This is a genomic window from Dehalogenimonas formicexedens (genome assembly GCF_001953175.1).
GTDB classification, from domain to species: domain Bacteria; phylum Chloroflexota; class Dehalococcoidia; order Dehalococcoidales; family Dehalococcoidaceae; genus Dehalogenimonas; species Dehalogenimonas formicexedens.
Genome location: NZ_CP018258.1, coordinates 1,407,987 through 1,431,293 on the forward strand (window position 1 = coordinate 1,407,987; position 23,307 = coordinate 1,431,293).

A 23,307-nucleotide genomic window follows, 5' to 3' on the forward strand; every position below is an offset into this window, starting at 1 on the left:
AATCTCCGCTAGAAAAGTTTTTTCAGCGTTAAACAGGCTTTTTAGGGAGCATCGGGATAAAAACGCTGGTCCGTTTGGCATAGTCTTGAAAACCGGGATTCTGCTTCATTGACTTTTCAAGCAAGGGAATTCCTGAGACAAATAGTATTAACCCCGTGATCGTCAAAGGACCTATGACAGTCCACCAGGCGCCTGACAAATTAAGCGCAACAATGAAAATGCCCCACCATTGGATTACCTCGCCAAAATAGTTGGGGTGACGGGAATAACGCCACAAGCCTCGATCAAGAATTTTGCCCCTGTTGGATTTATCGGATAAGAAGCAATCCAGCTGCTTATCTGCGGTGGCTTCAAAAAAGAATCCTGTTCCCCAGATAGCAGTTCCTACAAAGTCAAGCCATCCCAGAGAGCCAGTTGATGCGACCATAATGTACACCACAGGCATTGAGATCAACCACATGAAAAACCCCTGGAGAATGAAGATTTGCAAATAACTTCTGATTAAAAAACTTGAGCCCCATTCCTCGCGCCATTTTTGGTATCGAGGATCTTCTCCCTTGCCACGGTTCCGGCGATAAATGCGTTTCGCCAGCCTGAAACCCCAGATCATCACCAAGCTAAGGACGAGAATTTGCCGTAAAGCAAAATCGTTAGTCATTAAAAAGGTAGTGACAGCGACTAATATGAAGCCAGGTCCCCAAGCGATATCTGCGATCGAATTATCCTTGAGTCTAAGAGCGACAAAAAATAATGCGCTCATGTAAATAAGGATAATCGCCCCGGATAGGATTATGACCTCAGAAGTATCCATAACAGATTTTTCCCTCAGGTCCTAATGCCAACCAGAAGAACACCCGGACCACCATGAACACCCAATCCAGCGCCCATTTGTGAAATGGCTATCTTTTCTTCGGGAACAAATTCACTAATGCACTCCTTCAGCCGGGCTGCATCGTTGGGCACTTCGCTGTGAACGATACTTAGCTCTTTTACTGGCATGTTATTGTTCACGAAGTCAATGATGCGCTTCATACCCTGGGTAACAGTACGAACGAAGCCGGCGCGGGTAATTTCACCGGAATGAAAAGTTAGAAGCGGCATGACGCTCAGGAAATGAGCCGCCGAGGCGATGGTTTTATTAACCCGCCCGCTTCTGGCGAGGTATTTCATAGTCTTGAACATTCCCAGCATTTTGATTTCGGCTATGGCTTTATTGGTTTCTGCGATTACCTCTGCAAGGCTTCCGCCGCATTTAGCTTTACGGGCGGCTGCAAGCACGACCAGCCCCAGACCCGCAGAATTAAATTTGGAGTCCATTACCTCTATCGAACAACTTTTAGCCAACGATTTTTTGGCCAAACACGCAGAGTTATAGGTTCCACTGATCTTCGATGAAATATGGATGGATAGGATACCATCCGAATTGCAACAACATTCGTTGTAGACAGCAACGAAATCTTCGGGATTCGGCTGTGATGTGGCCGGATGCATATCTAAAGTGGTCAGCAGGCGATACAATTCAACAGGGTCGATATCTACTCCATCGCGGTAAGTCTTGTCGCCGAACCGCACGTAGATTGGGACAACCCTGATGTCCAATGCGTCGGCTACCGATTTAGGAATGTCCGAGGTACTGTCGGTGATAATTTTTACCGCCATTGAGTATCCTCTCTTAGTTTCCAAGCATAACGCAGTTATGCCGGCATCAGGACCGGGAAGAACACTTGCCAGGCTAACAGTGCCTTCGCGGTAAGACTGAGGATGATATAGGCCCGTTCGCCGAATAGGTAATCCCTCCAGGGTCCAATCTTTTTGTACTGCAAAATCATGTTGACGGCAAAACAATTAAAGAAGATGAATAGCGAGATGATAATACCGTAGACAAAACCGGGGGGCGAGACATTCAGTCCTGGTGCCCAGACATAAACCAAAATGGCAAGCCAGGGAATAATTCCGGCAAAACTGCCGAACCAAAATGGTAGAAGGTTCCCATTCCCCGGTTTTTCGTATTTTTCCTGAACGGCGCCAAAAAGTATCATGGCTGCGTTTACGCCGAATATCGCCATCAGCGCCGCGATGTCACTGATGCCGGTGAGTTGCGATATGAGTACGATCATGATCGACGAGCTGAAAAAATACTCGATCCACCGGCCGTAATTGCGGCTCTGGAGGAGGTTGCGCTTATACCACGGGAACACTGGCGGCGAGGCAATGATCAAAAGAGCCGCAGCGGAAATGAACAAGAAGGCAAAAACGCCCCAGCCAGTGGGAATATCAAACAGGTTCCTGAGTTCCGGGGCGGTTCCGGGCGGGCCGCTTATAAAGGTGGAGGTAACGGGTAAAGAGAACCCATTGGTTAAAAACGCGATGGCTAACGCCTGCACTGCCAGGATAAGGCCCACGACGACGTTCAAGACGCGCAATCGTTTGATTTTGCCCTCTGTCACCGGATCGATTACCATAATCCCTCCTTCTGATTTATTTGTATTCTATTGCGTATTCGCATCAAGTTTATATCTATCAATACACTATCGAACCGTACACCGGCCAGGGCGCTTTGACACTTCAGATGCTACCAATTCGGGTGAAATGGGCTTTCCACCATAGCCTACCCGCATTTTATACATATCGTATAACGCCCGTGTTCATCATTGCTATCGAACAGGTCTCTAACGCGGCATTTGGGCAATTTTTCAGATTGATTATGACGTCACCTCAAGATCTGTTTGAAGTATTTTATACATAGCCACTTAAGCCCACAGTGACCCAGATCACATTTGACGAAAAATAATCAATCGGTACCTAGCTCGTTTCAACTCAGATCAACTTCCCGCAAGGTTGCGTCGGGGGCAAAGGCTAAACCGACTACGCTGGGGCCTGTATGGGCACCAAGCACCAATGAAATGGTGAATTTCGGCATCCAGTCACACTTAGAAATCTTGTCCAGAGCGTTTTTAAGCATGTCAGCCCCATCCGGATTTTGAGCATATACAATTTGGGCCCGAAGTTTGGTTCCGGCCGGGTATCGGCCCGTCACCAGGCTCACCAAATTCTCGATTGCGTTGTTAAAGGTCCTGGCCTGACCCATTTGGACATATTTCCCATGTACTTTTTCAACCCCAATTATCGGTTTGATATTCAAGAGTGAAGCCATCAGACCCTTGATGTGACTGATACGCCCGCCATGAATCAAATAGCGCAGTTCCTTAAGCGTAAATAGAGTGTCCGTTGCGTCACCAATTCGTTTCATAATCGATAACACCTGTTCAATAGGTTGCCCGACCTTAACAGCACGGGCAGCCGCTATCGCCTGCCAGCCGGAGGCCACGGAAAGTGTCTTGGTATCGAAGTGAGTGATCTTAGCATTGGGTACCAAACCGGCGGCGACACGGGCTGCATCATAGGTGCCGCTGAGGCCGGATGACATGTGAATCGAGAGGATATCCGGATCTTTGGAGGCTATTGCTTTGTATGTCTCGGCAATTAATCCCGGGGAAGGTTGTGAGGTCACTGGAAACTCGGAATTCTCACTTAACATCGAATAAAACTGAACGCGGTCGATGTCCACTCCTTCTCTATAGGTTTTTCCCTTAAAGGTAACACTCAGGGGCACCTGGTGGATGCCCATCTCCGACATGGTTTCCGGGGTCATGTTCAAATCGACTCCGCTATCCACGACAATCTTCATAATTCATCTCCAAATTCGATTATTACTCTCAAAAAGATACCGCTATTCGTGTTAATCAAATTTATCTTTTCAGGTAATCTGGATCACCTGGTATAAAGCCTTTTGTTTCAACGAGAAATGGGCCTTCCGCGACGTTGCCGGCACCGGCGTTTGATATTTTCGGGAATTGGCCAGGGTTTTTGATAAATAAGGCCGCCACTGCTCCAATGAAACAGAAGATCGCGGCTACGACCATCGCCGCGTTCAAGGCGTTGGCAAACTCGCTGATAAACATTTGGCCTACGGCAGCCTGGACCGTTTCCGGTACGCCGCTTCCATTCAGCACGCCCATCCCTCCGGCACTCAGGCTTCCGTCATTAATGGCATTGATGATGCTTGTTTTTATTGATTCCGGTATGCCGGCCGTGTTGGTCAGCGCCGAAATCAGCCCGCTAGCAAGTCGTGCTTGTAATACTGCTCCCAGCACTGCAATCCCGAGCAAGCTGCCGACCTGTCGCATGGTCGTCATAATTCCGCTCGCGGCCCCCGACTGCTCAACTTTAGCTGCCGCCATCATCACCGTGTTCACCGGAGCCATAATAAGCCCCATCCCCACGCCCGCGAATATCAAAGGTATAATCAAAGACTGCCAAGTCGTATTGATGGAAAGGTGTGCCATAAAAAAGATGGCGAGCGATATGATCAACATGCCGGAAGCCAGTATCCAGCGTACGCCGTTACGTTCCGCCATCCTGCCTGCCATTGGAGCAATGAATACGACGACGGCCGACATGGGCAGGAGGACCAGGCCAGTTTTCACCGCGCTGAACCCGAGTACAATCTGGAAGTAAAGAACCAAAAGGAAAAGAATTCCGATAAGTCCGAACATCAGAAGCGCGCTCACGACGTTTCCAGCAGCGAAGTTAACGTTCTTGAACAGCTGCAGCTGGATGAGTGGGAATTGACTGCGCCTTTCGATAAAGAAAAACATCATCAGCCCTAACACGAAAACTCCGAAAGAACCAAGGATAACCGGTGAACTCCAGCCGAAGCGCTGGCCTTCTATCAGCGCGAAGGTCAGACCTGCCATGCCCGCTGTGGCGCTTCCGACTCCCGGCCAATCTATATGCCGGATTGCCGCAGGATCGGTTGACTCATTGATAATAATCCAGCCGGCGATTATGGCGATTACCCCCAACGGAATATTAACAAGGAAGATGTAGCCCCAGGAGAATTTATCGACCAGAAGCCCGCCGATGATCGGCCCCATGGCGCTGGCAGCCCCGGAAACCGCGCCCCAAACCCCCATTGCCGGCCCCCGCCCTCCGTCTTTGAAGGCTACATTCAATATTGAAAGCGTGGCGGGCATCATCGCGGCTCCACCGAAAGCCTGAAGAGCTCGGCTGGTTACCAGCATCTGGATGTTCTGGGATAGGCCACAGGCAAAGGAAGCCGTGGTAAAAAGTATCAGCCCACCAATGAACAGCCGCTTGCGCCCAAAAATGTCACCAAAGCGTCCCATGGTAATCAAGCTGACGGCAAAAACCAGAATGTAAATATTGACAACCCATTCCGCATCTACGAGAGAGGCTTCAAGGCTGTTCATAATGCTCGGCAAAGCTATGTTTACGATGGTGACATCGAGGTTGATCATGAAAAGCGCGATTGCCAGGATACCCAGCACCAACCATTTGCTATGAGAGGTGGATTTAGGCATCGGCATCCCCTCCGCGTGTCAGTTCCTGTGTTATATCGATTACCTGTGACAGGGCTTTAACGAGGGCCTCAGCCCGCCCCGCTCCCAGATTATTCAACTTGTCCGCGATGTGGTCCCGGACAGCCCGGCGATATCCGGCCAGGATCGACCGGCCTTGATCCGTGATTTTGATACTGATCCGCCTCCGGTCATTGATATCACTGCTTCGAGAAACGGCGTTTTCGCTCTCCAGCCTGTCGATGAATTGGGTCATCTGCGGTCTGGTCAATGACAGTCTTCCGGCAAGTTCCGAAGCCGGAAGTGGGCCGTTCAAAGCGAGCAGATTCAAAATCGCCAGGTTGTGGTGAACAATTTTCCGGCCCGGCAGATTTACCAGGTCACGATGCAGCAGATGCAACGCGTGATAGGCGCTATCGGCGATCTCATCGGCGATGTCCCGTTGATTTATTATTGAATCATTCATTTTTTAATTATATCAATATCGCAGATAAATTTGTAGGAGCCGAGTATCGGCGTAATTCTGAGTGCATTCGGATAAGGGGGGGGAAATCGGAAAGACGCTTTTTGGTTGGTTACCGATTGCCTGAACTGCAGGCTCGCCTTCGTTGCCCGGCTGGTATGAAGTGGCTTGAAGGGTTTAACATGAATAAATGGACGTGTGAAAAAAAGGTCATCGCATCAATGGGATCATCGGTGTCAACAGCCGCTCATAAAAACCGAGGTTCCCCCACAAAGGTTATTTCTCCATGCGCGCGTCTTAAAAGACACAGAAAGGCGGCAACATGAACCGCACGTCAAATAGAAATATCTCCAGGGTATTACGCACGAGAGATGAAGCGATTTCAAACTATAACAGCTTGAGCCGGTGGTATGACCTGCTCGAGGGTGGCTTCGAAAAGAAAATACTGGAGGCAGCCATAGCAATACTGGATCCCAAGCCGGGAGAAACCGTCCTCGAAATCGGCAGCGGAACCGGCAATTCTCTTGTATTAATCGCAAAGTGTGTCGGCGAACATGGCAAGGTTTACGGTCTGGACCTTTCACCGAAAATGCTCGAGCGGGCTCAGCGGAAACTTATCGCCCAAGGCTTGATCGAGCGGGTTTCACTCTTAAGGGGTGATGCGACAAAGTTGCCCCGCCCATCGGAATCGGTCGACGGCATCTTTATGAGTTTTACGCTCGAACTCTTCGACACCCCAGAAATACCTGTGGTACTGGCTGAATGCCGCAGGGTGCTAAAACCAACCGGAAGAATCTGTGTCGCGGCCATGGCCAGGGACGGAAGCCTGATGGTAAAACTCTATGAGTGGGTGCATGGCACTTTCCCAAAATACCTGGATTGCCGGCCGATTTACTTCAACGATTCTTTAATCTCCGCGGGATTTGAACTCACAGGATCTCAAACGGTTAGAATGTGGGGCTTGCCGGTAACGATATCAACGGCGGCTTGAACAGTTCCGATCCGAATGTCTCTGTTGGTTCAATGTGAACCTGTCTCCACACGGCATCACGAAGATCGGCCACCACTCGTCAGCGATACCGCTTAAATAAAAACCCTCGAAGGTTACTTAAGCAGCACCGAATCATAACACGAGGTCACGTTGCTCAAAGCCAGCAGACCAACCAGCTTTTCGGGTTCTCCCCGTTCAACGATCGGTAGATGGCTGATTTTGTGCTCGGTCATTTTGTGGAAGGCCGAATAAAGCGTTTCGTCAGGGTGACCTAGAATAAGCTTCCTGGTCATCACATCCCGGATAAGAGTTTGAGGCCATTTGTCCTCGTGGACCTTGGCAATGTCCCTGGTGGTGATAATACCGGTAAGAACGCCTGAGTCCACCACGGGCACGGCTTCGATCTTGTGCGCATTCATCCATGCCATCAGATCCGCCAGGTCAAGACCGGATGACATAGTCAACGGCCTCGTGGTCATGGTGTCAACGACGCGTATTTTATGCAGCAGAGGCACCCCGTATTCGGAACGGTGGGCGGGCGAATCTGCCCTGGTGTTGACCTGTTTTTCATAGATGAAACTTTTCTCGCTAACCACGTAGGCGATGACCACCGACACCATGCTCGGGATCAGCAGATTATAGTTCCCGGTCATTTCACTGACCATGATCATGATCGCCAACGGCGCCTTGGCGATACCCCCGAACAGCGTCATCATGCCAAGGACGATGAAGGGTCCGGGGTCAGCCGGGACAATTCCTCCGGCGCCGCGTAAAAGCGTCCAGGTAGCGCCTCCAACCATTCCCCCTATCACCAGCCCCGGCGCGAACACCCCGCCGCTTCCCCCGGAACCGACAGAAAGTCCGGTGGCGACGATTTTTGCGAATATGACCGCGATGATAATCCCCAGGGGCAGGGCGGCGGTATCGTTATTGATGGCCAACTGGACCCAGCCGTAGCCCATGCCCAATATCTGGGGCAAAAACATGCCGATAACGCCTACCGCCAAACCGCCGGCCGCTGGTTTGATCCACCGCGGAACGTTCCACGCCTTGAACCGATCTCTTATTCTGTAGAAGGATCGCCCATAAAGTATGCCGAACAGACCGCAGACCAGTCCCAGGATGGCGTAACCGAGCAGTTCCTGGGGCTTGTTAAAAGCAAAGGTGGAGTTGATGTTGAATATCGGATCCCAACCGTGCCAGGAGGCGAATATGCTGTAACCGACGATGGATGAGATAAATGAGGGCAACAACGCCTCGAACTCAAAGTCCCGCTTATACAAGATCTCTGTGCTTATCAGGGCTCCCCCTAAAGGGGCTTTGAAGATGGCGCCGATGCCGGCGCCGATACCGACTGCCAGGGCGATACGCCGGTCATGGGAATTGAGCCTGAAAATATCGGCGATGGTGGAGCCGAACCCGGCGCCTATCAAAGCCACCGGGCCTTCGCGGCCGGCGCTGCCCCCGGAGCCGATGGTTATCGCGGATGCCAGCAATTTGATGGGCGCGATGCGCCGGCGGATAAAGCCTTCTTTGTTGTGGAAAGCGTTAATGGCGGCATCAGTGCCGTGTCCTTCTGCTTCAGGGGCGAACTTGAAGACAATCCAGCCGCTGATCAGGCCGCCAACGGTACAAACGACAGGTATCATCCAGCGCCGGGCGATATCGCTCACCACCGTAGCGCCTTCGCCCGCGGGCGAAGGGGGAATAAAACCGGCGCCTTTTTCGAGAAACAACCAGGTGGCCCAGTTGATGGCCATATAAAAAATAATCGAACCGACACCGGCTACGATTCCGATGAGTATAGCGATGACAAGCCATTTGCGAAGATAACCGCGGCCGATGAAGGTCGAAATCCCGAGCAGTTGTTTCTTTATGTGAACAGACATCGTACCAACAAAACAATACGTAACCCGAGAAAACCCTGGAGAAAATCCTTGGTCGTAACAATTTGACCCGCGTGCGATGGGCCAGTTGCCCAGATATTAGCCCAATTTTGGGTCATCTTCAAACTCAACCAGGCAACTATTTTCAGGACATATTCAGCAATATATTCCCATTTACGGCGAGTTTTGATCTTTTCCTTCAAGACAAATTTAAATTCATAATCGTAAACGGGACGTTCTTCTACCATTGCAGGCCGACGCCAATTACCTGGAAGGCATAAACCGAACAATACCACCTGAAAAGTGTGGTATAATGCTCAGCCGTTTACGGATCGCCCAATATAAATACTCAAAGGGTGTTAGCTGTGAAATCGATTCTGGAAAAAACCAAGTTTTTAACCCTTATCGGTGTTGTATCGACACTTGTGGCCTCGGCGAGCGCGTTCGTTTGGGGACTGTACAAATCGGGAGAAATCGTCATCAGTTTCCTCACTGCTTCAGATGCCGATACCGCCGCGTCGGTATCCCTGATCGAGATAATGGATATATTCCTGATCGCAATTGTACTGCTGATCTTCGCCCTGGGCATTTACGAACTTTTCATCGGCAAGCTCAACCTGCCGGAATGGCTCATCATCCACAACCTGCATGACCTTAAGGTGAAATTGAGCAGCGTCGTTATTATGGTTATGGGCATCGTATTCTTGAAACACCTGGTACAATGGCAGGACCCCCAGGGCACACTCTTCTTTGGCCTTGGAGTCGCCGTTGTTGCCACCGTATTAGTCGCCTTTGGCTATTTCGGGAGTAAAACCGACTGACGATCACAGAGCCAATTTTAATGCCATTTTCCGGTCTCCTTAAACTTCCCGCGGAAACGCAATATAATACGCCAACATCTTTAGGGTAAGATCCGGTGAAAGCTCTCAACCTCGTACTAAGCTACGCTCGTAAGTATCGATTCGTCCTCTCCGTCACCATCTTTGCTATGCTCTGTTTGGTGGCGGTTCAGCTTGCCATACCCTGGACGATCAAGAGCCTGCTGTCGTTGTTTTCAGGTCCCGCGATCACCCCCGACACACTGGGCATCATCGGCCGCATCACTTTGTTCGTATTGGGTATTTACCTGGCCCGAGCGGGTCTGGAGTTCTTGCGTTCCTACTATGCCCATGTGGCTGGATGGGGCGTCGTCGCCGACCTTCGAAAGCATATCTACGAGAGGATGCAACGTTTTTCGCTGCGGTTCTTCCAGGACAAGCAAACCGGCCAACTGATGTCCCGGGTAATCAACGATACAGACCAGTTCGAAGACCTTATCGCGCATGCCATTCCGGATATTTTCGTGAGTTTTGTGACGCTAGTGGGTGTTTGTGCCGTCCTCGCCTATATCAACTGGCAGCTCGCTTTGCTGGCTTTGATCCCGATTCCTTTCATCGTTATCCTGATGCGCCTTTACGCGCGGTACGTGAGACCCGCCTTCCGCGAACGCCAGAAAGAACTGGGAAATTTGAACGCCATCCTGGCGGACAACCTTTCCGGCATCAGGGAAATCAAGGCCTTCACCCGCGAGGACGAAGAAAACGAAAAGTTCGGCCACCAGGCGGAAAGATACCGGCAGTTGTCGCTCAAGGCAATCGGCATGATGTCCGCCTTCCAGCCTGTTATCGCCTTTTTCTCTTCGCTGGGACTGGTGATCGTTATCTATTTCGGCGGCCACCTGGCCTTTAACCAGAGTCTCTCCATCCCCGACCTGGTGGCTTTTGTGTTATATCTCGACCTGCTGTACCAGCCGGTGAGAACGCTCTCGGGTTCCTGGGAACAGATTCAACGGGCACTGGCGGGAGCCGACCGTGTGGCAGAATTGCTTGAAGAAACCCCCGAACCCCAACAAAAACAAGCGGCTGTTTCGCTAAATGGAAAGGCATCAGGCGCTATTGTTTTTCACAAGGTCTGTTTTGAATACAAACCCGGACAGCCAGTATTGGAAAACATCAACCTGGAAATCCCCGCCCGGAAAGTTATCGCCCTCGTCGGCCCCAGCGGCGTGGGGAAGTCCACTCTGGTCAGCCTCATCCCCCGGTTTTACGACCCCACGGATGGGACCGTGACCCTGGACGGGAAAGACATCGGCGATATTGACCTGCAGAGCCTTCGCAAACAAATGAGCGTTGTATTACAGGATGTCTTTCTCTTTTACGGCAGCATCCGCGAGAACATTCTTTTTGGTAGACCGGATGCAACCGAAGCCGACCTCGTAGCTGCGGCCAGGGTGGCCAACGCGCATGATTTCATCATGTCCATGCCGGAGGGGTATCATACACTCATCGGCGAGAGGGGATTGAAACTTTCTGGCGGTCAAAAACAAAGAATTTCAATTGCCAGGGCGGTGCTTCGGGACGCCCCGGTACTCATCCTCGACGAGGCGACCTCAGCAGTCGATACCGAAACCGAACTCCTGATCCAGCAAGCCCTGGAGCGACTTATCGCCGGTCGGACCACGATTATCATTGCTCACCGTCTTTCCACTATCAGAAATGCCGACAAGATCGTTGTCCTGGATGGGAAGCGGATTGCCGAAACCGGGAATCACGATGAACTGATGAAAAAGAAAGGCCTTTATCACAAGCTTTACACCATCCAGAATAAGTTAAGTGAAAGCGCCCTTCTGTATCAGAACGAACCCGATGATCACATTAACGTCGAAATCATCTAACGCGTTGGAGGCACAATGAATGATACACTCAAAGTAATCCTTAACCGCCGTTCGGTCCGAGCTTACAGCGGCAGACCTGTCACCCGCGAGGAAAAAGATCAGATTCTGGCGGCGACGTTGCGCGCGCCTACTGCTGGCAACCTGATGCTTTACTCGATCATCGAGGTCGAAGATCAAAAACTGAAGGATCGGCTGGCGGTAACCTGCGACAACCAGCCGTTCATCGCCAGGGCCCCTTACGTGCTCTTGTTCCTCGCCGACTACCAGAGATGGATGGATTACTTCCAGATCTGCGGCGTTTCATCGAAAGCGGCGGACCTCGGCGTCCCCGAACGAAAACCTGGGACCGGCGACCTTCTGCTAGCCTGCTGCGACGCGCTGATAGCCGCTCAAACGGCGGTCATCGCGGCGGAATCGATGGGTATCGGTTCGTGTTACATAGGCGATATCCTTGAGCGATACGAAATCCACCGGGAACTGTTCGATTTGCCCCCCTTCACCCTCCCCATCACGATGTTATGCTTCGGTTACCCGGCATCGACGGCTAAAAGATTGACCACCCGGTACGACAAAGAAATGATCGTCCACTCCAACAGGTATAAGCGCCTTGATAAGAGCGGTCTGGAAAAAGGTTTCGCCGCCTTGGAAAACGATTTTCGGGCAGGACATCGTGCCCACGATTACGCCAATGCCGGTCAAGCTACCTATTTCCGGAAATTCGCGTCCGATTTCGCCGTTGAACTGAACCGGTCGGTCAGTGAGATGATCAACAACTGGGAGTAGGCACCAATTTCGATTTGTCGGGGCTAGTATTGTGGCATTCTCAAAGCGGAATCCGGTTATTTTGCCAGTCTAGACTCGAAATAGCCGGCGACTTTATCGATATAGGCTAACGGGTCGCGATCGTACGCCCGGCTGTGGTAGGCGCCGGTCACTTCCCACAAGCTAATATCGTTCACGTTAGCCCTGGAATAAAGATCGAGGGTGTCCTGATAACTGACTAGGTCGTCAAATTCCTCATGAATCAAAAAGATCGGCGAGTCGATCCTGGACACGAAATCGATCGGATCCTGTTCCTCATACCTGTATGAATATTTGACGATCTGCCTCATGGTGGAATAGAAGGCCTTTAACAGAGGAACCGGGATGTGGCTCTCTCGAGCCTGATTAACGACCATAGTTTGAACCGTAGGGAAACATCCGTCCAGAACCACGGCACCCACCCGGTTGCCGGCGGAGTAGATGCACACACCGGCGGCTCCCGAACAAAACCCCATAAGCCCGATCGAACCATTATCGAACCCCCTGCCGGCCAGGTAGTCTACCGCACCGCCGATATCGGATGGCTCGTATTTTAGGGATACCCCTTTGCCCCCGCTTTCCCCTCTCCCGCTCAGGTCGAAAAGAAGGAGGTTGAACCCGGATTTGGCAAGGTCGCGGGCTATTCCCATTGTATTGGCGACATCGTCTACCCGGTTTTGAAACCCGCCGTGTACGATAACGATGACCGCGCCGTTCCAACCCGGAAAGAACCATCCCTTTAAATCGATCCCGTCGCGAGAAGGAAAGGACACATTCTGGTAGTCCGGAGCGATCAGAGCCGGGTCAGCCGTAAGAGGCAACCGGGGAACGGTCATTATTGCGATTGAACCGATAACCGAGAGCGTCAGGAATCCAACGAGAAAGGCGCCTGAAATTTTCAGGAGTCGTTTGAAAATCTTCCGGGTGGGATTTATACCCCATCGAAGTTTAATATATCACTGCCCTCTGCCGGTTAAAACATATCGATAGTCAAAAGGAGGCAATTCATCTATGATGATGGGAACTCGAACGCAAGGAAGGGCATATATGGAGACGCTTGGCAGGAGACAATTGCTTGATTCTTTCGTGAATGTGCCGGATCAGCTACATTCCGTTTTGGAATCCATTGATCCCGAAATCGTAAAGTGGGTACCCGCGCCCGGTGAATGGAGCATCAGGCAGGTGATATTCCATGTGGCGGATGGCGAGGCCAACTATTACATCAGATTTCGTAAAGCCATCGCCGAACCGGGCGGCGCCGTAGTAGCCTTCGATCAAAACAGGTGGGCGGATTCTCTGGACTACCCCGGACGCAGCGTAGAGGAATCCTTGAATCTGTTTCGAATGCTGAGATCATTAAGCTACGAGCTTATGGCTCAGCTTCCTGACTCGGCCTGGGCAAACACCGTCGAGCATTCCGAAAGAGGCACCCTGACCCTCGAAAACCTGTTGGCGGGCGCCGAAGGTCATGTTCGGGAGCACCTGAAACAGATTGAGGATAACGTTAAACGGTTTAAATCGAAAGGGTAGTTGTTGCCAAAACCACCCAGGCTTACCTGGACTCCAGCCAGCGGCTTTTCAATTGACCGCAGCCGGCCCCGATATCAGCACCCCGGGAGACGCGGAGCATTGCCCGGACCCCGCCGGATATCAACCGCTTCTGAAAAGCCCGCGCAGTATCGAGTGACGGCGGGTGAAACCCGTTTGCCGATGTTTCATTACAGGGAATCAGATTTACCGGGAAACCGCCTTTACCCAGCAGTTCAATGAGTTCGTCGGCGTCTTTCGGCGAATCGTTGACTTGATCAAAAAGGGCGTATTCAATGTAAACATGCCTTCCTGTTTTTCCAGAGTACTCCCGGCAAACAGGCATCAATTCCCCTACCGGATATTTCCGGGCGAGGGGAACCAAACGCCGGCGCAGTTCATCATTGGCCGCGTGCAGCGAAAGGGCTAACTGGCATTGAACATCGTCCTGAGCCAGTTTGAGGATTTCCGGCGCCATTCCCGAGGTTGAAAGCGTAATCTGCCGGATGCCCATGTTCAGTCCTTTGGGGGAATTCAAAATCGTGATCGACCGTCGCACATTGTCGTAGTTGGCAAGTGGTTCGCCCATCCCCATGAACACCACGTTGGTCAGCCTTCTTTGAGGATTAGCCTCATCCGGAGCAGTTTCCCGTTCCATAAGTCGGAGGAAATACAGGACCTGGGCGACGATCTCCCCCGGGCTTAAATTCCGTTCAAAGCCCTGCTGGCCCGTGGCGCAGAATGCGCACCCTACCGGGCAACCGACCTGGCTGGAAACGCAGATCGTGCGCCGGTCTCTGCCGCTGCCCTGGTTCTTGAAGAACATCAAAGCCGTTTCGATCGTCTTCCCGTCCGCCAGGCGGAATAGGACCTTCCTTGTCAGGGAATCCGCTGAAACTCGCTCTTCCAGAGGTTCAATGGTGGTGATCTCCGCAAATCTTTCCAGCTTTTCAATCAACGAAGGGCGAATGCCGTTCATCAAGCCGAAATCCGTCTCGAAACGGCGATAGATCCACTTCCATAGATCGCTCGCTCCGGACGCCGGCTCACTTAAACCACGGACGAATTCCACCAGTTGGTCGAAGGTCAAGTTGGAAAGATTTTCTTTATGCGGGCTGTCGCGCATGGGCGTATTTTAGTCTAACTTTATATTTATGTAAACCGTATTGCCCGAAATCGCCATCCATAGTAAACTCTGAATTTATGAACAGGGATGTTTCGATCAGACTCGCCAAAACCGATGATTTACAGGCTATTAACGAGATCTACAACCACTATGTCCTGGCCTCGACATGCACCTACCAGGAAAAAACCGAAACTATCGAAGCCAGGAAGAAATGGTTTGAGCACCACGCCCCGGAAACCTATCCGGTCGTAGTCGCCGAACAGGCAGGGGCAGTGGTGGGGTGGGGCTCACTTTCACCCTATCACACGCGTTACGCCTACCGTTTTACCGTGGAAAATTCAGTCTACATCCATCACGAATATCTAAGGCAGGGCATCGGCACGGCAATCCTTAAAGATCTCATCGACCGCGCCCGCAAGATCGGGTACCACGCGATTATCGCCGCCATCGACGGCAGCCAGGCCTCCAGCATCGACCTTCACAGGAAGTTCGGATTCACTGAAGTCGGTCATTTCCATGAAGTCGGATTTAAATTCGGGACCTGGCTCGATGTCGTTTACCTTGAGTTCATGCCGGGCGGCCAACCGTGAGCGACGTCAACCGGTCCGATCTCAAGCCCGGAACCAGGGTTTCGATCGTTCAGAAGGCCGACCAGAAATCCGGCAAACTTACCGAGGGCGTCGTCCAGGATATCTTGACGTCGTCGCCTACCCATCCCCACGGCATCAAGGTGCGCCTGGTGAGCGGCGAGGTAGGGCGGGTCCAGTCAATCAGAAAGCCGGTTTAGTCGCACAGGCCGGCGACTGTCGCTTCATCGAGTCTCCGTACCAGCGCGGTCACCAGCTTGCTCGTCATGTCATAATCTTTGCGCCTGATGATCGAGTTGTGACTATGCGCGTGCCTGGTCGGGATGGCGATCACCACCGTCGGCACCCCGCTTTTGTGCAGATGGATGGCCCCGCCGTCGTATCCGCCAAATTCCAGGGTATCGAGCTGCAACGGGATATCCATCTGTCTGGCGGTTTCCATGACCAGATCCCGGAGCTTCAGGTTCGGTATCATCCGGGTATCATAAACCAGGAGGTTAGGTCCGCCCCCCAACTTGGTAATTGACTCATCCGGCTTAATGCCCGGGACGTCGCCGATGGGACCGATATCGAGGATTATCGCCACATCCGGATTAACCATCTCGGCGCTGGTGGTGGCGCCGCGCAACCCCACTTCCTCCTGGACCGTCCCGACGCCGTAAACCGCGTTGGGGTGCTTCCCGCCGGCTAATGATTCCATCACCGAAATAAGCAGGGCGCAACCCACTCGGTCGTCGAAGGCCTTGGCCATGTATGTGGGTTCTTTTACGGATAACACAGTGAAATCGGTTATCGGGACTATAGGGTCGCCCACCCGAACCCCGGCGGCTTCGACCTCTTCCTTCGAGGTGGCCCCGATGTCGATGAACATTTCCTTTTTATCGGGTGTGGTGTTCCGGTCTTTATCGCGCAGCAAATGGGGCGGCGGTGTCCCAATGACCCCGACCACGGGTCCTGACGACGTCTGTATCATCACCCGTTGCGCTGGCAAGTGCTGATTCGGCCAACCGCCCAGCGGGACGAATTTGATGAAACCTTCTCTGGTGATCATTTTCACCATAAAGCCGATCTCATCCATGTGAGCGGCTATCAGGATCCGGGGACTCGCCGATGACCCCTTCTGGACTCCGATCACGCTGCCGAGCCGGTCGCGGGACACCTCGCCCAGGGCGGCAAACCGGCGCTCCAGGATCAGCCTGACCTCTCTCTCGTAGCCGGAAACGCCACTAGCCTCGGTCAGTTCTTTGAGAAGCCCCTCGATATCGTCCATGGTTTTTTTCCCTCTTTCTTTAAAAGCGAGCGCCGTCCCGTTGGACGGCGCCTTACCCGCTTCCTATTCAGGTCTACTGCTCTTCGACTTTTTCGTCTCTCCTGTAAGTCCCCAGCACCTTGATCATGCTGGTCACTTTTTCGAGCTCTTTGAGTGCCCGCTGGGTTGCCGGCGCGTTAAGACCTTTTTCAAAATCGAGATAAAAATAATACTCCCACACCCTGCCCGTGACCATGGGACGGCTTTCGATCTTGGACAGGTTGATACCCTCGTCATTGAAGCATTTCAGGACCAGATACAATGCGCCGGGGATGTTCTTGGCCCGGACTACCAGAGAAGTCTTATCGGCGTCAAGGTCATAGGGGGTATCGGGGCGGGCGATTATCAGGAAACGGGTGTAGTTGCGTTTCTCGGTTTCGATGTCTTTGGCCAGGATCTTCATGCCGTAAATCTCGGCCGCTAGAGAAGACCCGATTGCGGCGGCGGTATGCAGTTCCTGCCCCTTTATCAACCTCACCGCCGCTGCGGTATCCTCAGATTCGATGCGCTGCATCTTGGGATGCTTCTCCAGGAAATCTTCGGATTGGTTCATCGCCATCGGATGGGTATAGACTTCCGTTATGTTTTCGATCTTGGTACCCGGCAGGGCGATCAGGTTCAGGACGATGCGTAAGTACTCCTCGCCGACAATGCGCGCGTCATATTTCAGTAAAAAGTCGTAGTTTTCGAGGAACGACCCGTAAACGGAATTTTCGATAGCCACGACGCCATAATCAGTAACTCCTTTATGGACGTCTTCAAATACCTGCTTGAACGTTTCGCTTTCTATGATCTCGGAGTCGCCGGGGAATTTCTTTCGGGCGACGATATCATGGAATGAACCGCGGGCGCCCTGGATGGAGATTTTGATCATTTGACGCCTCCTTGAAGTTTTGAATGAGTGATTTCTTACTATGATAACGGCAAAAGGATTCGGTGGCAATAGATTTTACACAGGATTAAGCTTATCGGGCTTTGGCGCCGGGAAACTGCGGTCCTGATTAAACCTTTACCTCATAATGCTGCGATGTCTGGTCAAAATGAGAAAGGAGCTGCCTGGCCTTGGGCGGCACCACCGCCGCCTCATAGTCCTCGCCGGCAAACTCCTTAACCGCATCGAGATCGTCAAAGGTCATGATTGTAATAAACTCGGTCTCGTCTCCAGAATCCCGCCGGAGAAGACGAATCCCCTGGTAACCCTTGATGTACCGGTTGGCGATTCTGGTGAAGATCTCTTCCTTCAGAAGTTCTTCGTATTGATCGTCTTTGCCGGGAGCAGCCCAACCGTGCCATATCCTGACAATCATGCGGATATTTCCAGACTACTTCAAAGCCGGCGCCTGCAGGTACCTGATCACTTTACTTGCCAGCACCATCACCGCGTAGGAACATTGAGAGACGCTGTGTACCATTTTCTGGCCGATCTCGTTGACCGCTATCGGCCACAGGCGGCAAACTTGCGGCCGGATGTTGTAGATGGTGCAGTGTCCGTTCTTCGGGTTCCACCACAAACAGGGACGCATCTTCTTCATGGACCATTCTTGACCATCGAATATAAAAAGATCCTCAGTTTTCTGCTTCAGCGCCCGGCTGATGCGCTCCGTGTCTTCTTTAGTCACGACGATCTTATTCGTCTGCGAGCAGCACCAGCCGCAATGCATGCAGTATTCACCCAGTTTTTTCATGATGCCGCGCGATTCTTCGCCGATAACATCCACCAGCCTGACCAGTTCCACTATCTCTTCATCCGTCATCGTTTCGAATGCGGCATTGTTGGCGCGCAGTACAGCGACGACCCGGGAAATATAACGGTCGTATTTCACTCCGAGCTTCTCGCGCTTGGTCTCAACCATCGCCTTGACCTCGGCGAGTTCTTTCGCTTGCTTTTCGGTTAAATCAGGCATGTTTTTCCCGCGATTTTACGTTTGGTTTAGCTGGTTCTCCGTCACTTTAGTTCCTTTCCGAGCCGCTGTCAACGAATAGAATTTGAAAGAACGGAGGGTAAGTGCTTTAATCAGCATATGAACTGGCTGGATATTGTCATCATCGTGATCCTGGCTATCCAGGTTATCACCGGGTTCGCCCAGGGGTTTATCAAAGCTCTCGCCGGGTTGGTCGGGCTGATCGTCGGTATCTTCCTGGCAGGGCGTTTCTATGAAAATCTGGCCGGCAGTCTTCTCAGTTTCATCTCCAATACCGATGTCGCCAATGTGGCGGCTTTCGTGCTCATTCTCATCGTGGTTTGGGCCATTTTCTCAATCGTCGCATCGTTGTTGACCAAACTGGTCAATGTCGCTTTTCTCGGATTGCTCAATCGCCTTTTAGGCGCGGTTTTCGGACTGTTCATGGGCGCCTTGTTCGTCGGCGCGGCTTTAGCCATCTGGGCTCGTTACTTCGGCACTGACTCTTTGTCTAACTCCGTGATGGCCACATTTCTTCTCGATAAATTCCCGTTTGTTTTAAGCCTGCTGCCTTCGCAGTTCGATTCGATCAAAGACTTCTTTAAATAGCTCCGGTTTTAGCCGGATCTTGCCGGTCACCGTTTATCTAAGATGCTATTGACAGCGTCATATAGGACGCTTAAACTTGACGCAAGTTATGAATTGTCCCAAAGACAGCAGCCCGATGATCGTGGTCGAACACGAGCAGATCGCCCTGGATTACTGTCCCACCTGCCACGGCGTCTGGTTTGACCGCGGCGAATTGGAACTGGTCACCGAGCGTACTTGCGGCCCCCAGGCAGATCTCTGCGTCGCCGACATTTTGACGCGCCCGGACGCTTCGACGTCGGAAGAAAACCGCCGCTGCCCCATCTGCAACCGTAAAATGCTGAAGAAAAACGTCGGCGCCTCCCCGTCCGTGCTGATCGACGCCTGCGACAGGGGTGACGGCATCTGGTTCGACGGCGGAGAATTGCACCAGATGCTCTCGCAGGTGAAACCGGCCGCCGGCAGCCCGGTTGACTCCGGGATGCTCGCATTTCTGAAAGACACCTTAAAAGCTGACATCGGAAAATAAAGGAGGAGCTGAATGATAGCACTGATCATCATCCTGGCCGTCATCGTCATCCTGTTCCTGATCTTCATCGGCATCTACAACGGCTTGGTCGGCCTGCGGAACCAGGTCAAGAACGCCTGGGCCCAGATCGACGTCCAATTGAAACGGCGGTACGACCTTATCCCCAACCTGGTCGAGACGGTCAAAGGCTACGCCAAGCATGAGCGTGAGGTCTTTGAAAACGTCACCAAGGCTCGCAATATGGCGCAGCAGGTTGCCTCCGCCGGCCCGGCCACCCGCGCCCAGGCTGAAGGCGAATTGACCGCGGTTCTCGGGCGGCTGCTGGCCGTGGCTGAGGCCTATCCTGAGCTGAAGGCCAACCAGAACTTCCTTGCTCTGCAGGAAGAACTGACCTCGACCGAAAACAAGATCTCCTTCTCCCGCCAGTTCTACAACGACTCCGTTTTGAACTACAACAACAAGATCCAGATGTTTCCATCCAACATCATCGCCGGCATGTTCGGTTTCACCGTGAGCGAGTTCTTCGAAGTCAAGGTCGAAGCCGAGCGCATCGCCCCCAAGGTTTCCTTCACCTAAAAAATACAGCCAGCTGAATCGACGGGGCGCGTCATTCGCGCCCCGTCGTAAGCGTAGAGACGGTTTTATCGTAACACTATGTGGGAACAGATAAGCACCAACCGCACCCGCTCCATCATCTTGGTCGTTTTCATGGGAGCGGTGCTCATCGGAGTTGGCTTCGCCCTCGGCGACTATTTCTTCGGAACCCCTTACGGCGGTATCGCCATTGCTGCTGTCGTGTGGATCATCATGACGCTGGTGGCCTATTTCCAGGGAGACAGCATCCTGCTGGCCACCGCGGGCGCCAGAAAGATCGAGAAGAAAGACCATCCCCGGCTCTTCAACGTCGTCGAAGAAATGACTATCGCCTGTGGCTTGGCCAAAATGCCCGATGTCTACATCATCGACGACCCGGCATTGAATGCCTTCGCCACCGGACGTGACCAGAACCATGCCGCCGTGGCGATTACCTCGGGACTATTGCAGAAACTCAACCGGGACGAGCTCCAGGGCGTCATCGCCCATGAAATGTCCCATGTCAAAAACCGCGATGTTCTGCTGATGTCCATGGCCGCTGTCCTTCTCGGAACCGTCGTCATCCTGTCCTACTATTTCAGCCGGATGATCTTTTTCACCGGCGGCCGGGGATCCCGGCGTTCAAACGATTCCGGGGGCGGCGGCGGCGCCATTATCGCCATCGTCGGTATCCTCTTCATCATCCTAGCTCCCATCTTCGCCCAGCTTTTGTACTTTGCCCTGTCGCGCCGCCGGGAATACCTGGCGGACGCCTCCGCCGCCCTCTATACCCGGTATCCGGAAGGCCTGGCTTCAGCCCTGGAAAAACTGGCGGCTTCGACCAACCCTGTTGCCAAGGCCAACCAGGCCACAGCGCCGATGTATATCGTGAACCCCTTCAGGGAAAAAGGGCGGGCGGCCACCGATTTGACCGGCACCCACCCGCCCATCTCCGAGCGGATCCGCATCCTCCGGCAGATGGGCCATAGCGCCTCCCTCAAGGCTTATGAAGAAGCCTACGAAAAAACGGCGCATTCTCATGTATTGCCTCACTCAGCCCTGGCCAGCTCGACCGCTGCCGTCGATGCCAGAGCCCCTTCACCCGAAGGCGCCGTCGAAGAACCCGATCTGACCGCCCGCACCCGCGAAACCCAGAATATGCTCTTCGGCATGGCTAATTACCGCAGGATCGATTGCTCCAACTGCGGCACCACCCTCCGCCTGCCGCCGAATTTCACCGCCCCGGCGGTAAGGTGCCCGCATTGCGGCACCATCAACGCGGTAAAGTAAACGCCCCCCTTTACCAGACAGGGTGGCTCGGGTTATTTGTGTTGGCCGTGGATTTCCCGTATAATTATGTCAATTGGTAGGTTTTTCGTTTATCGTACAGTTCAATACCCGGCTTCAATCCAACAGGAATCACCCCGGTTCCATTCTTAACGACTCTTCAAAAGACAACACTGGTTGCTTCTTTTTGCCGTTGAATATGGCGCGCTTCGCAATTTCCCACCAATGCAAAATAAATCATTAGGACTATCATGACTTTCGAACAATTCAATCTTCACCCCGCCATCATGGATGGCATCAGGTCCGTCGGTTACTCCGAACCCACCCCTATCCAGGCTCAGGCTATACCCCCCGCTCTTGAAGGGCGTGACCTTATAGGCCTGGCCCAAACCGGCACCGGTAAAACGGCGGCGTTTGTCCTGCCTATGCTGCAAAAACTGTTACGCGGACCCCGCGGCAAGCTCCGGGGGTTGATCATTTCACCCACCCGGGAACTCGCCGAGCAGATCTATGAGTCCATCAAAGGGCTGTCTCAGCACACCGGCATCCGCAGCATGGCCATCTACGGCGGCGTCGGCATGGATCCCCAGAAGAGCAAGCTGCGCACCGGAATGGACATCGTCGTCGCCTGCCCTGGGCGGCTGCTCGACCATGTTTGGCAGGGGACTATTGATTTCACCGACGTCGAGATGCTGGTCATCGACGAAGCCGACAGGATGTTTGATATGGGCTTTCTGCCCGATATCCGCAAGATCCTGAAATGCCTGATGCATGAGCGCCAGACCCTTCTTTTCTCCGCCACCATGCCGGATGACGTCCGCAAACTGGTGCGCGATGTGCTCAATGACCCCGTTACCGTTCAGATCGGCCAGGTAGCCCCGGCCAACACGGTGACCCATGCCTTGTACCCCGTGCGGCAGGACCTGAAAACCTCGCTGCTGAAAACTTTGCTGAAACAGACCGATATGGATTCGGTGCTGGTATTCACCCGCACCAAGCACCGCACCGAACGGGTCGCCTTGGCGCTGGCCCAATCCGGCCTGAAGGTCGCCTCCATTCAAGGCAATCTCTCCCAGTACCGCCGCCAGGCCGCTCTCGACGGTTTCAAGGACGGCACTTTCAAGGTGCTGGTGGCGACCGATATCGCCTCCCGCGGCATCGACGTCTCGGACGTCTCTCACGTCATCAACTACGACATGCCCGATACTGCCGACACCTACATCCACCGCATTGGACGGACCGGTAGGATCGGTAAAACCGGCGATGCCTTCACCTTCGTCTGCGCTGAGGACGAACCGATGGTGAAGTCGATCGAAAAGGTGCTCAAGTCACCCATCGAGCGGCGCAGCGTCGATGGTTTCAAGTACGATGCTCCCGAGCCGGTGAAAACCGCTCCGCCACACCAGCCCCGGCATACCCGGCCGCAAAATCCGGCCTCGGGATCGGATCACAACCGGCGCCGTACGCCGGCTTTCCACCGCAGGCTGAGCCCGCAATCGATTTAGCTCCGGAATCTACGCCTGAGCAGAGTAAAAGCCCACCGTTGAGGTGGGCTTAATTGTTCCTAAAATAATCGTAGCCAACAGCCGGGAGATACGCTATACTGGCGTCGTCATCGCCTCATATCGACCTTATCTGAAAAAGG

25 protein-coding genes are annotated in these 23,307 nt (G+C 52.9%); 12 read left to right on the forward strand and 13 right to left on the reverse strand.

Annotated features, from left to right (window positions below):
* Positions 1-28 precede the first annotated feature (28 nt).
* The 6 genes from Dform_RS07315 to Dform_RS07340 form a co-directional block, all read right to left on the reverse strand.
* Positions 29-811 carry a DUF1295 domain-containing protein gene (locus Dform_RS07315; RefSeq protein WP_076004420.1) on the reverse strand — a complete coding sequence of 261 codons (783 nt, stop codon included), beginning with the start codon at positions 809-811 and terminating at the stop codon, positions 29-31.
* Positions 812-825: 14 nt separating this feature from the next.
* On the reverse strand, positions 826-1,659 hold the full coding sequence (locus Dform_RS07320) for a DegV family protein (protein ID WP_076004421.1): 834 nt from the start codon (positions 1,657-1,659) through the stop codon (positions 826-828).
* A gap of 35 nt (positions 1,660-1,694) precedes the next feature.
* Positions 1,695-2,462: a heliorhodopsin HeR gene (heR, locus tag Dform_RS07325; RefSeq protein WP_076004422.1), complete on the reverse strand. Its 768-nt coding sequence runs from the start codon at positions 2,460-2,462 to the stop codon at positions 1,695-1,697.
* Between the two features lie 350 nt (positions 2,463-2,812).
* Positions 2,813-3,688 (reverse strand): DegV family protein, encoded by an 876-nt coding sequence (locus Dform_RS07330; RefSeq protein WP_076004423.1) that lies wholly within the window; start codon positions 3,686-3,688, stop codon positions 2,813-2,815.
* Between the two features lie 61 nt (positions 3,689-3,749).
* Complete coding sequence (locus Dform_RS07335) at positions 3,750-5,384, reverse strand: MFS transporter (RefSeq protein ID WP_076004424.1); 1,635 nt, start codon at positions 5,382-5,384, stop codon at positions 3,750-3,752.
* Positions 5,377-5,847: a MarR family winged helix-turn-helix transcriptional regulator gene (locus Dform_RS07340; protein ID WP_076004425.1), complete on the reverse strand. Its 471-nt coding sequence runs from the start codon at positions 5,845-5,847 to the stop codon at positions 5,377-5,379. The genes Dform_RS07335 and Dform_RS07340 overlap by 8 nt, the downstream gene beginning before the upstream one ends.
* Positions 5,848-6,166: 319 nt before the next feature.
* Here Dform_RS07340 and Dform_RS07345 point away from each other — a divergent pair, with 319 nt between their 5' ends.
* On the forward strand, positions 6,167-6,835 hold the full coding sequence (locus tag Dform_RS07345) for a class I SAM-dependent methyltransferase (RefSeq protein WP_076004426.1): 669 nt from the start codon (positions 6,167-6,169) through the stop codon (positions 6,833-6,835).
* A gap of 113 nt (positions 6,836-6,948) precedes the next feature.
* Here the strand turns inward: Dform_RS07345 and Dform_RS07350 are convergent, their stop codons facing one another.
* Positions 6,949-8,724 carry a chloride channel protein gene (locus Dform_RS07350; RefSeq protein WP_076004427.1) on the reverse strand — a complete coding sequence of 592 codons (1,776 nt, stop codon included), beginning with the start codon at positions 8,722-8,724 and terminating at the stop codon, positions 6,949-6,951.
* A 362-nt stretch (positions 8,725-9,086) separates the two neighbouring features.
* On the opposite strand from Dform_RS07350, the gene Dform_RS07360 reads away from it, so the two are divergent.
* The 3 genes from Dform_RS07360 to Dform_RS07370 all read left to right on the forward strand — a co-directional run bounded on the left by Dform_RS07360 (position 9,087) and on the right by Dform_RS07370 (position 12,217).
* A complete protein-coding gene (locus Dform_RS07360; RefSeq protein ID WP_076004429.1) occupies positions 9,087-9,542 on the forward strand; it encodes a YqhA family protein in 456 nt (151 codons plus the stop codon).
* 95 nt (positions 9,543-9,637) lie between these two features.
* A complete protein-coding gene (locus Dform_RS07365; RefSeq protein ID WP_076004430.1) occupies positions 9,638-11,434 on the forward strand; it encodes an ABC transporter ATP-binding protein in 1,797 nt (598 codons plus the stop codon).
* A 15-nt stretch (positions 11,435-11,449) separates the two neighbouring features.
* A complete protein-coding gene (locus Dform_RS07370) occupies positions 11,450-12,217 on the forward strand; it encodes a nitroreductase family protein (protein WP_076004431.1) in 768 nt (255 codons plus the stop codon).
* Positions 12,218-12,273: 56 nt separating this feature from the next.
* Here the strand turns inward: Dform_RS07370 and Dform_RS07375 are convergent, their stop codons facing one another.
* On the reverse strand, positions 12,274-13,071 hold the full coding sequence (locus tag Dform_RS07375; RefSeq protein ID WP_076004432.1) for an alpha/beta hydrolase: 798 nt from the start codon (positions 13,069-13,071) through the stop codon (positions 12,274-12,276).
* Positions 13,072-13,282: 211 nt separating this feature from the next.
* On the opposite strand from Dform_RS07375, the gene Dform_RS07380 reads away from it, so the two are divergent.
* Positions 13,283-13,765, forward strand: coding sequence for a DinB family protein (locus tag Dform_RS07380; protein ID WP_225973659.1), 483 nt, complete (start codon positions 13,283-13,285; stop codon positions 13,763-13,765).
* A 22-nt stretch (positions 13,766-13,787) separates the two neighbouring features.
* Here Dform_RS07380 and rlmN read toward each other — a convergent pair whose 3' ends face one another.
* The gene (gene rlmN, locus Dform_RS07385) at positions 13,788-14,888 is read right to left on the reverse strand and encodes a dual-specificity RNA methyltransferase RlmN (RefSeq protein WP_076004434.1); all 1,101 of its coding nucleotides are present in this window, start codon (positions 14,886-14,888) and stop codon (positions 13,788-13,790) included.
* 77 nt (positions 14,889-14,965) lie between these two features.
* Between rlmN and Dform_RS07390 the strand changes: the two genes are divergently transcribed.
* Together Dform_RS07390 and Dform_RS07395 are read left to right on the forward strand one after the other, a co-directional pair.
* Positions 14,966-15,478 (forward strand): GNAT family N-acetyltransferase, encoded by a 513-nt coding sequence (locus Dform_RS07390; protein WP_076004435.1) that lies wholly within the window; start codon positions 14,966-14,968, stop codon positions 15,476-15,478.
* Positions 15,475-15,675 carry a YwbE family protein gene (locus tag Dform_RS07395; protein WP_076004436.1) on the forward strand — a complete coding sequence of 67 codons (201 nt, stop codon included), beginning with the start codon at positions 15,475-15,477 and terminating at the stop codon, positions 15,673-15,675. Before Dform_RS07390 ends, Dform_RS07395 begins: the two co-directional genes overlap by 4 nt.
* Here the strand turns inward: Dform_RS07395 and Dform_RS07400 are convergent.
* From Dform_RS07400 to Dform_RS07415, 4 genes are all read right to left on the reverse strand, one after another.
* Positions 15,672-16,745, reverse strand: coding sequence for a M42 family metallopeptidase (locus Dform_RS07400; protein WP_076004437.1), 1,074 nt, complete (start codon positions 16,743-16,745; stop codon positions 15,672-15,674). The two genes, Dform_RS07395 and Dform_RS07400, sit on opposite strands and share 4 nt — an antisense overlap.
* A gap of 73 nt (positions 16,746-16,818) precedes the next feature.
* A complete protein-coding gene (pheA, locus tag Dform_RS07405) occupies positions 16,819-17,658 on the reverse strand; it encodes a prephenate dehydratase (RefSeq protein ID WP_076004438.1) in 840 nt (279 codons plus the stop codon).
* 127 nt (positions 17,659-17,785) lie between these two features.
* Positions 17,786-18,091, reverse strand: coding sequence for an antibiotic biosynthesis monooxygenase family protein (locus Dform_RS07410; protein ID WP_076004439.1), 306 nt, complete (start codon positions 18,089-18,091; stop codon positions 17,786-17,788).
* A gap of 15 nt (positions 18,092-18,106) precedes the next feature.
* A complete protein-coding gene (locus Dform_RS07415; RefSeq protein WP_076004440.1) occupies positions 18,107-18,688 on the reverse strand; it encodes a YkgJ family cysteine cluster protein in 582 nt (193 codons plus the stop codon).
* Positions 18,689-18,805: 117 nt separating this feature from the next.
* Here Dform_RS07415 and Dform_RS07420 point away from each other — a divergent pair, with 117 nt between their 5' ends.
* From Dform_RS07420 to Dform_RS07440, 5 genes are all read left to right on the forward strand, one after another.
* Entirely contained in the window at positions 18,806-19,294 is a 489-nt protein-coding gene (locus Dform_RS07420) for a CvpA family protein (protein ID WP_076004441.1), read from the forward strand.
* Between the two features lie 76 nt (positions 19,295-19,370).
* Positions 19,371-19,802 carry a zf-TFIIB domain-containing protein gene (locus tag Dform_RS07425; RefSeq protein ID WP_145925548.1) on the forward strand — a complete coding sequence of 144 codons (432 nt, stop codon included), beginning with the start codon at positions 19,371-19,373 and terminating at the stop codon, positions 19,800-19,802.
* A gap of 12 nt (positions 19,803-19,814) precedes the next feature.
* The gene (locus Dform_RS07430; protein ID WP_076004443.1) at positions 19,815-20,378 is read left to right on the forward strand and encodes a LemA family protein; all 564 of its coding nucleotides are present in this window, start codon (positions 19,815-19,817) and stop codon (positions 20,376-20,378) included.
* 78 nt (positions 20,379-20,456) lie between these two features.
* Entirely contained in the window at positions 20,457-21,665 is a 1,209-nt protein-coding gene (locus Dform_RS07435) for a zinc finger domain-containing protein (RefSeq protein WP_076004444.1), read from the forward strand.
* Between the two features lie 248 nt (positions 21,666-21,913).
* Positions 21,914-23,167, forward strand: coding sequence for a DEAD/DEAH box helicase (locus Dform_RS07440; protein WP_076004445.1), 1,254 nt, complete (start codon positions 21,914-21,916; stop codon positions 23,165-23,167).
* Positions 23,168-23,307: the final 140 nt, after the last annotated feature.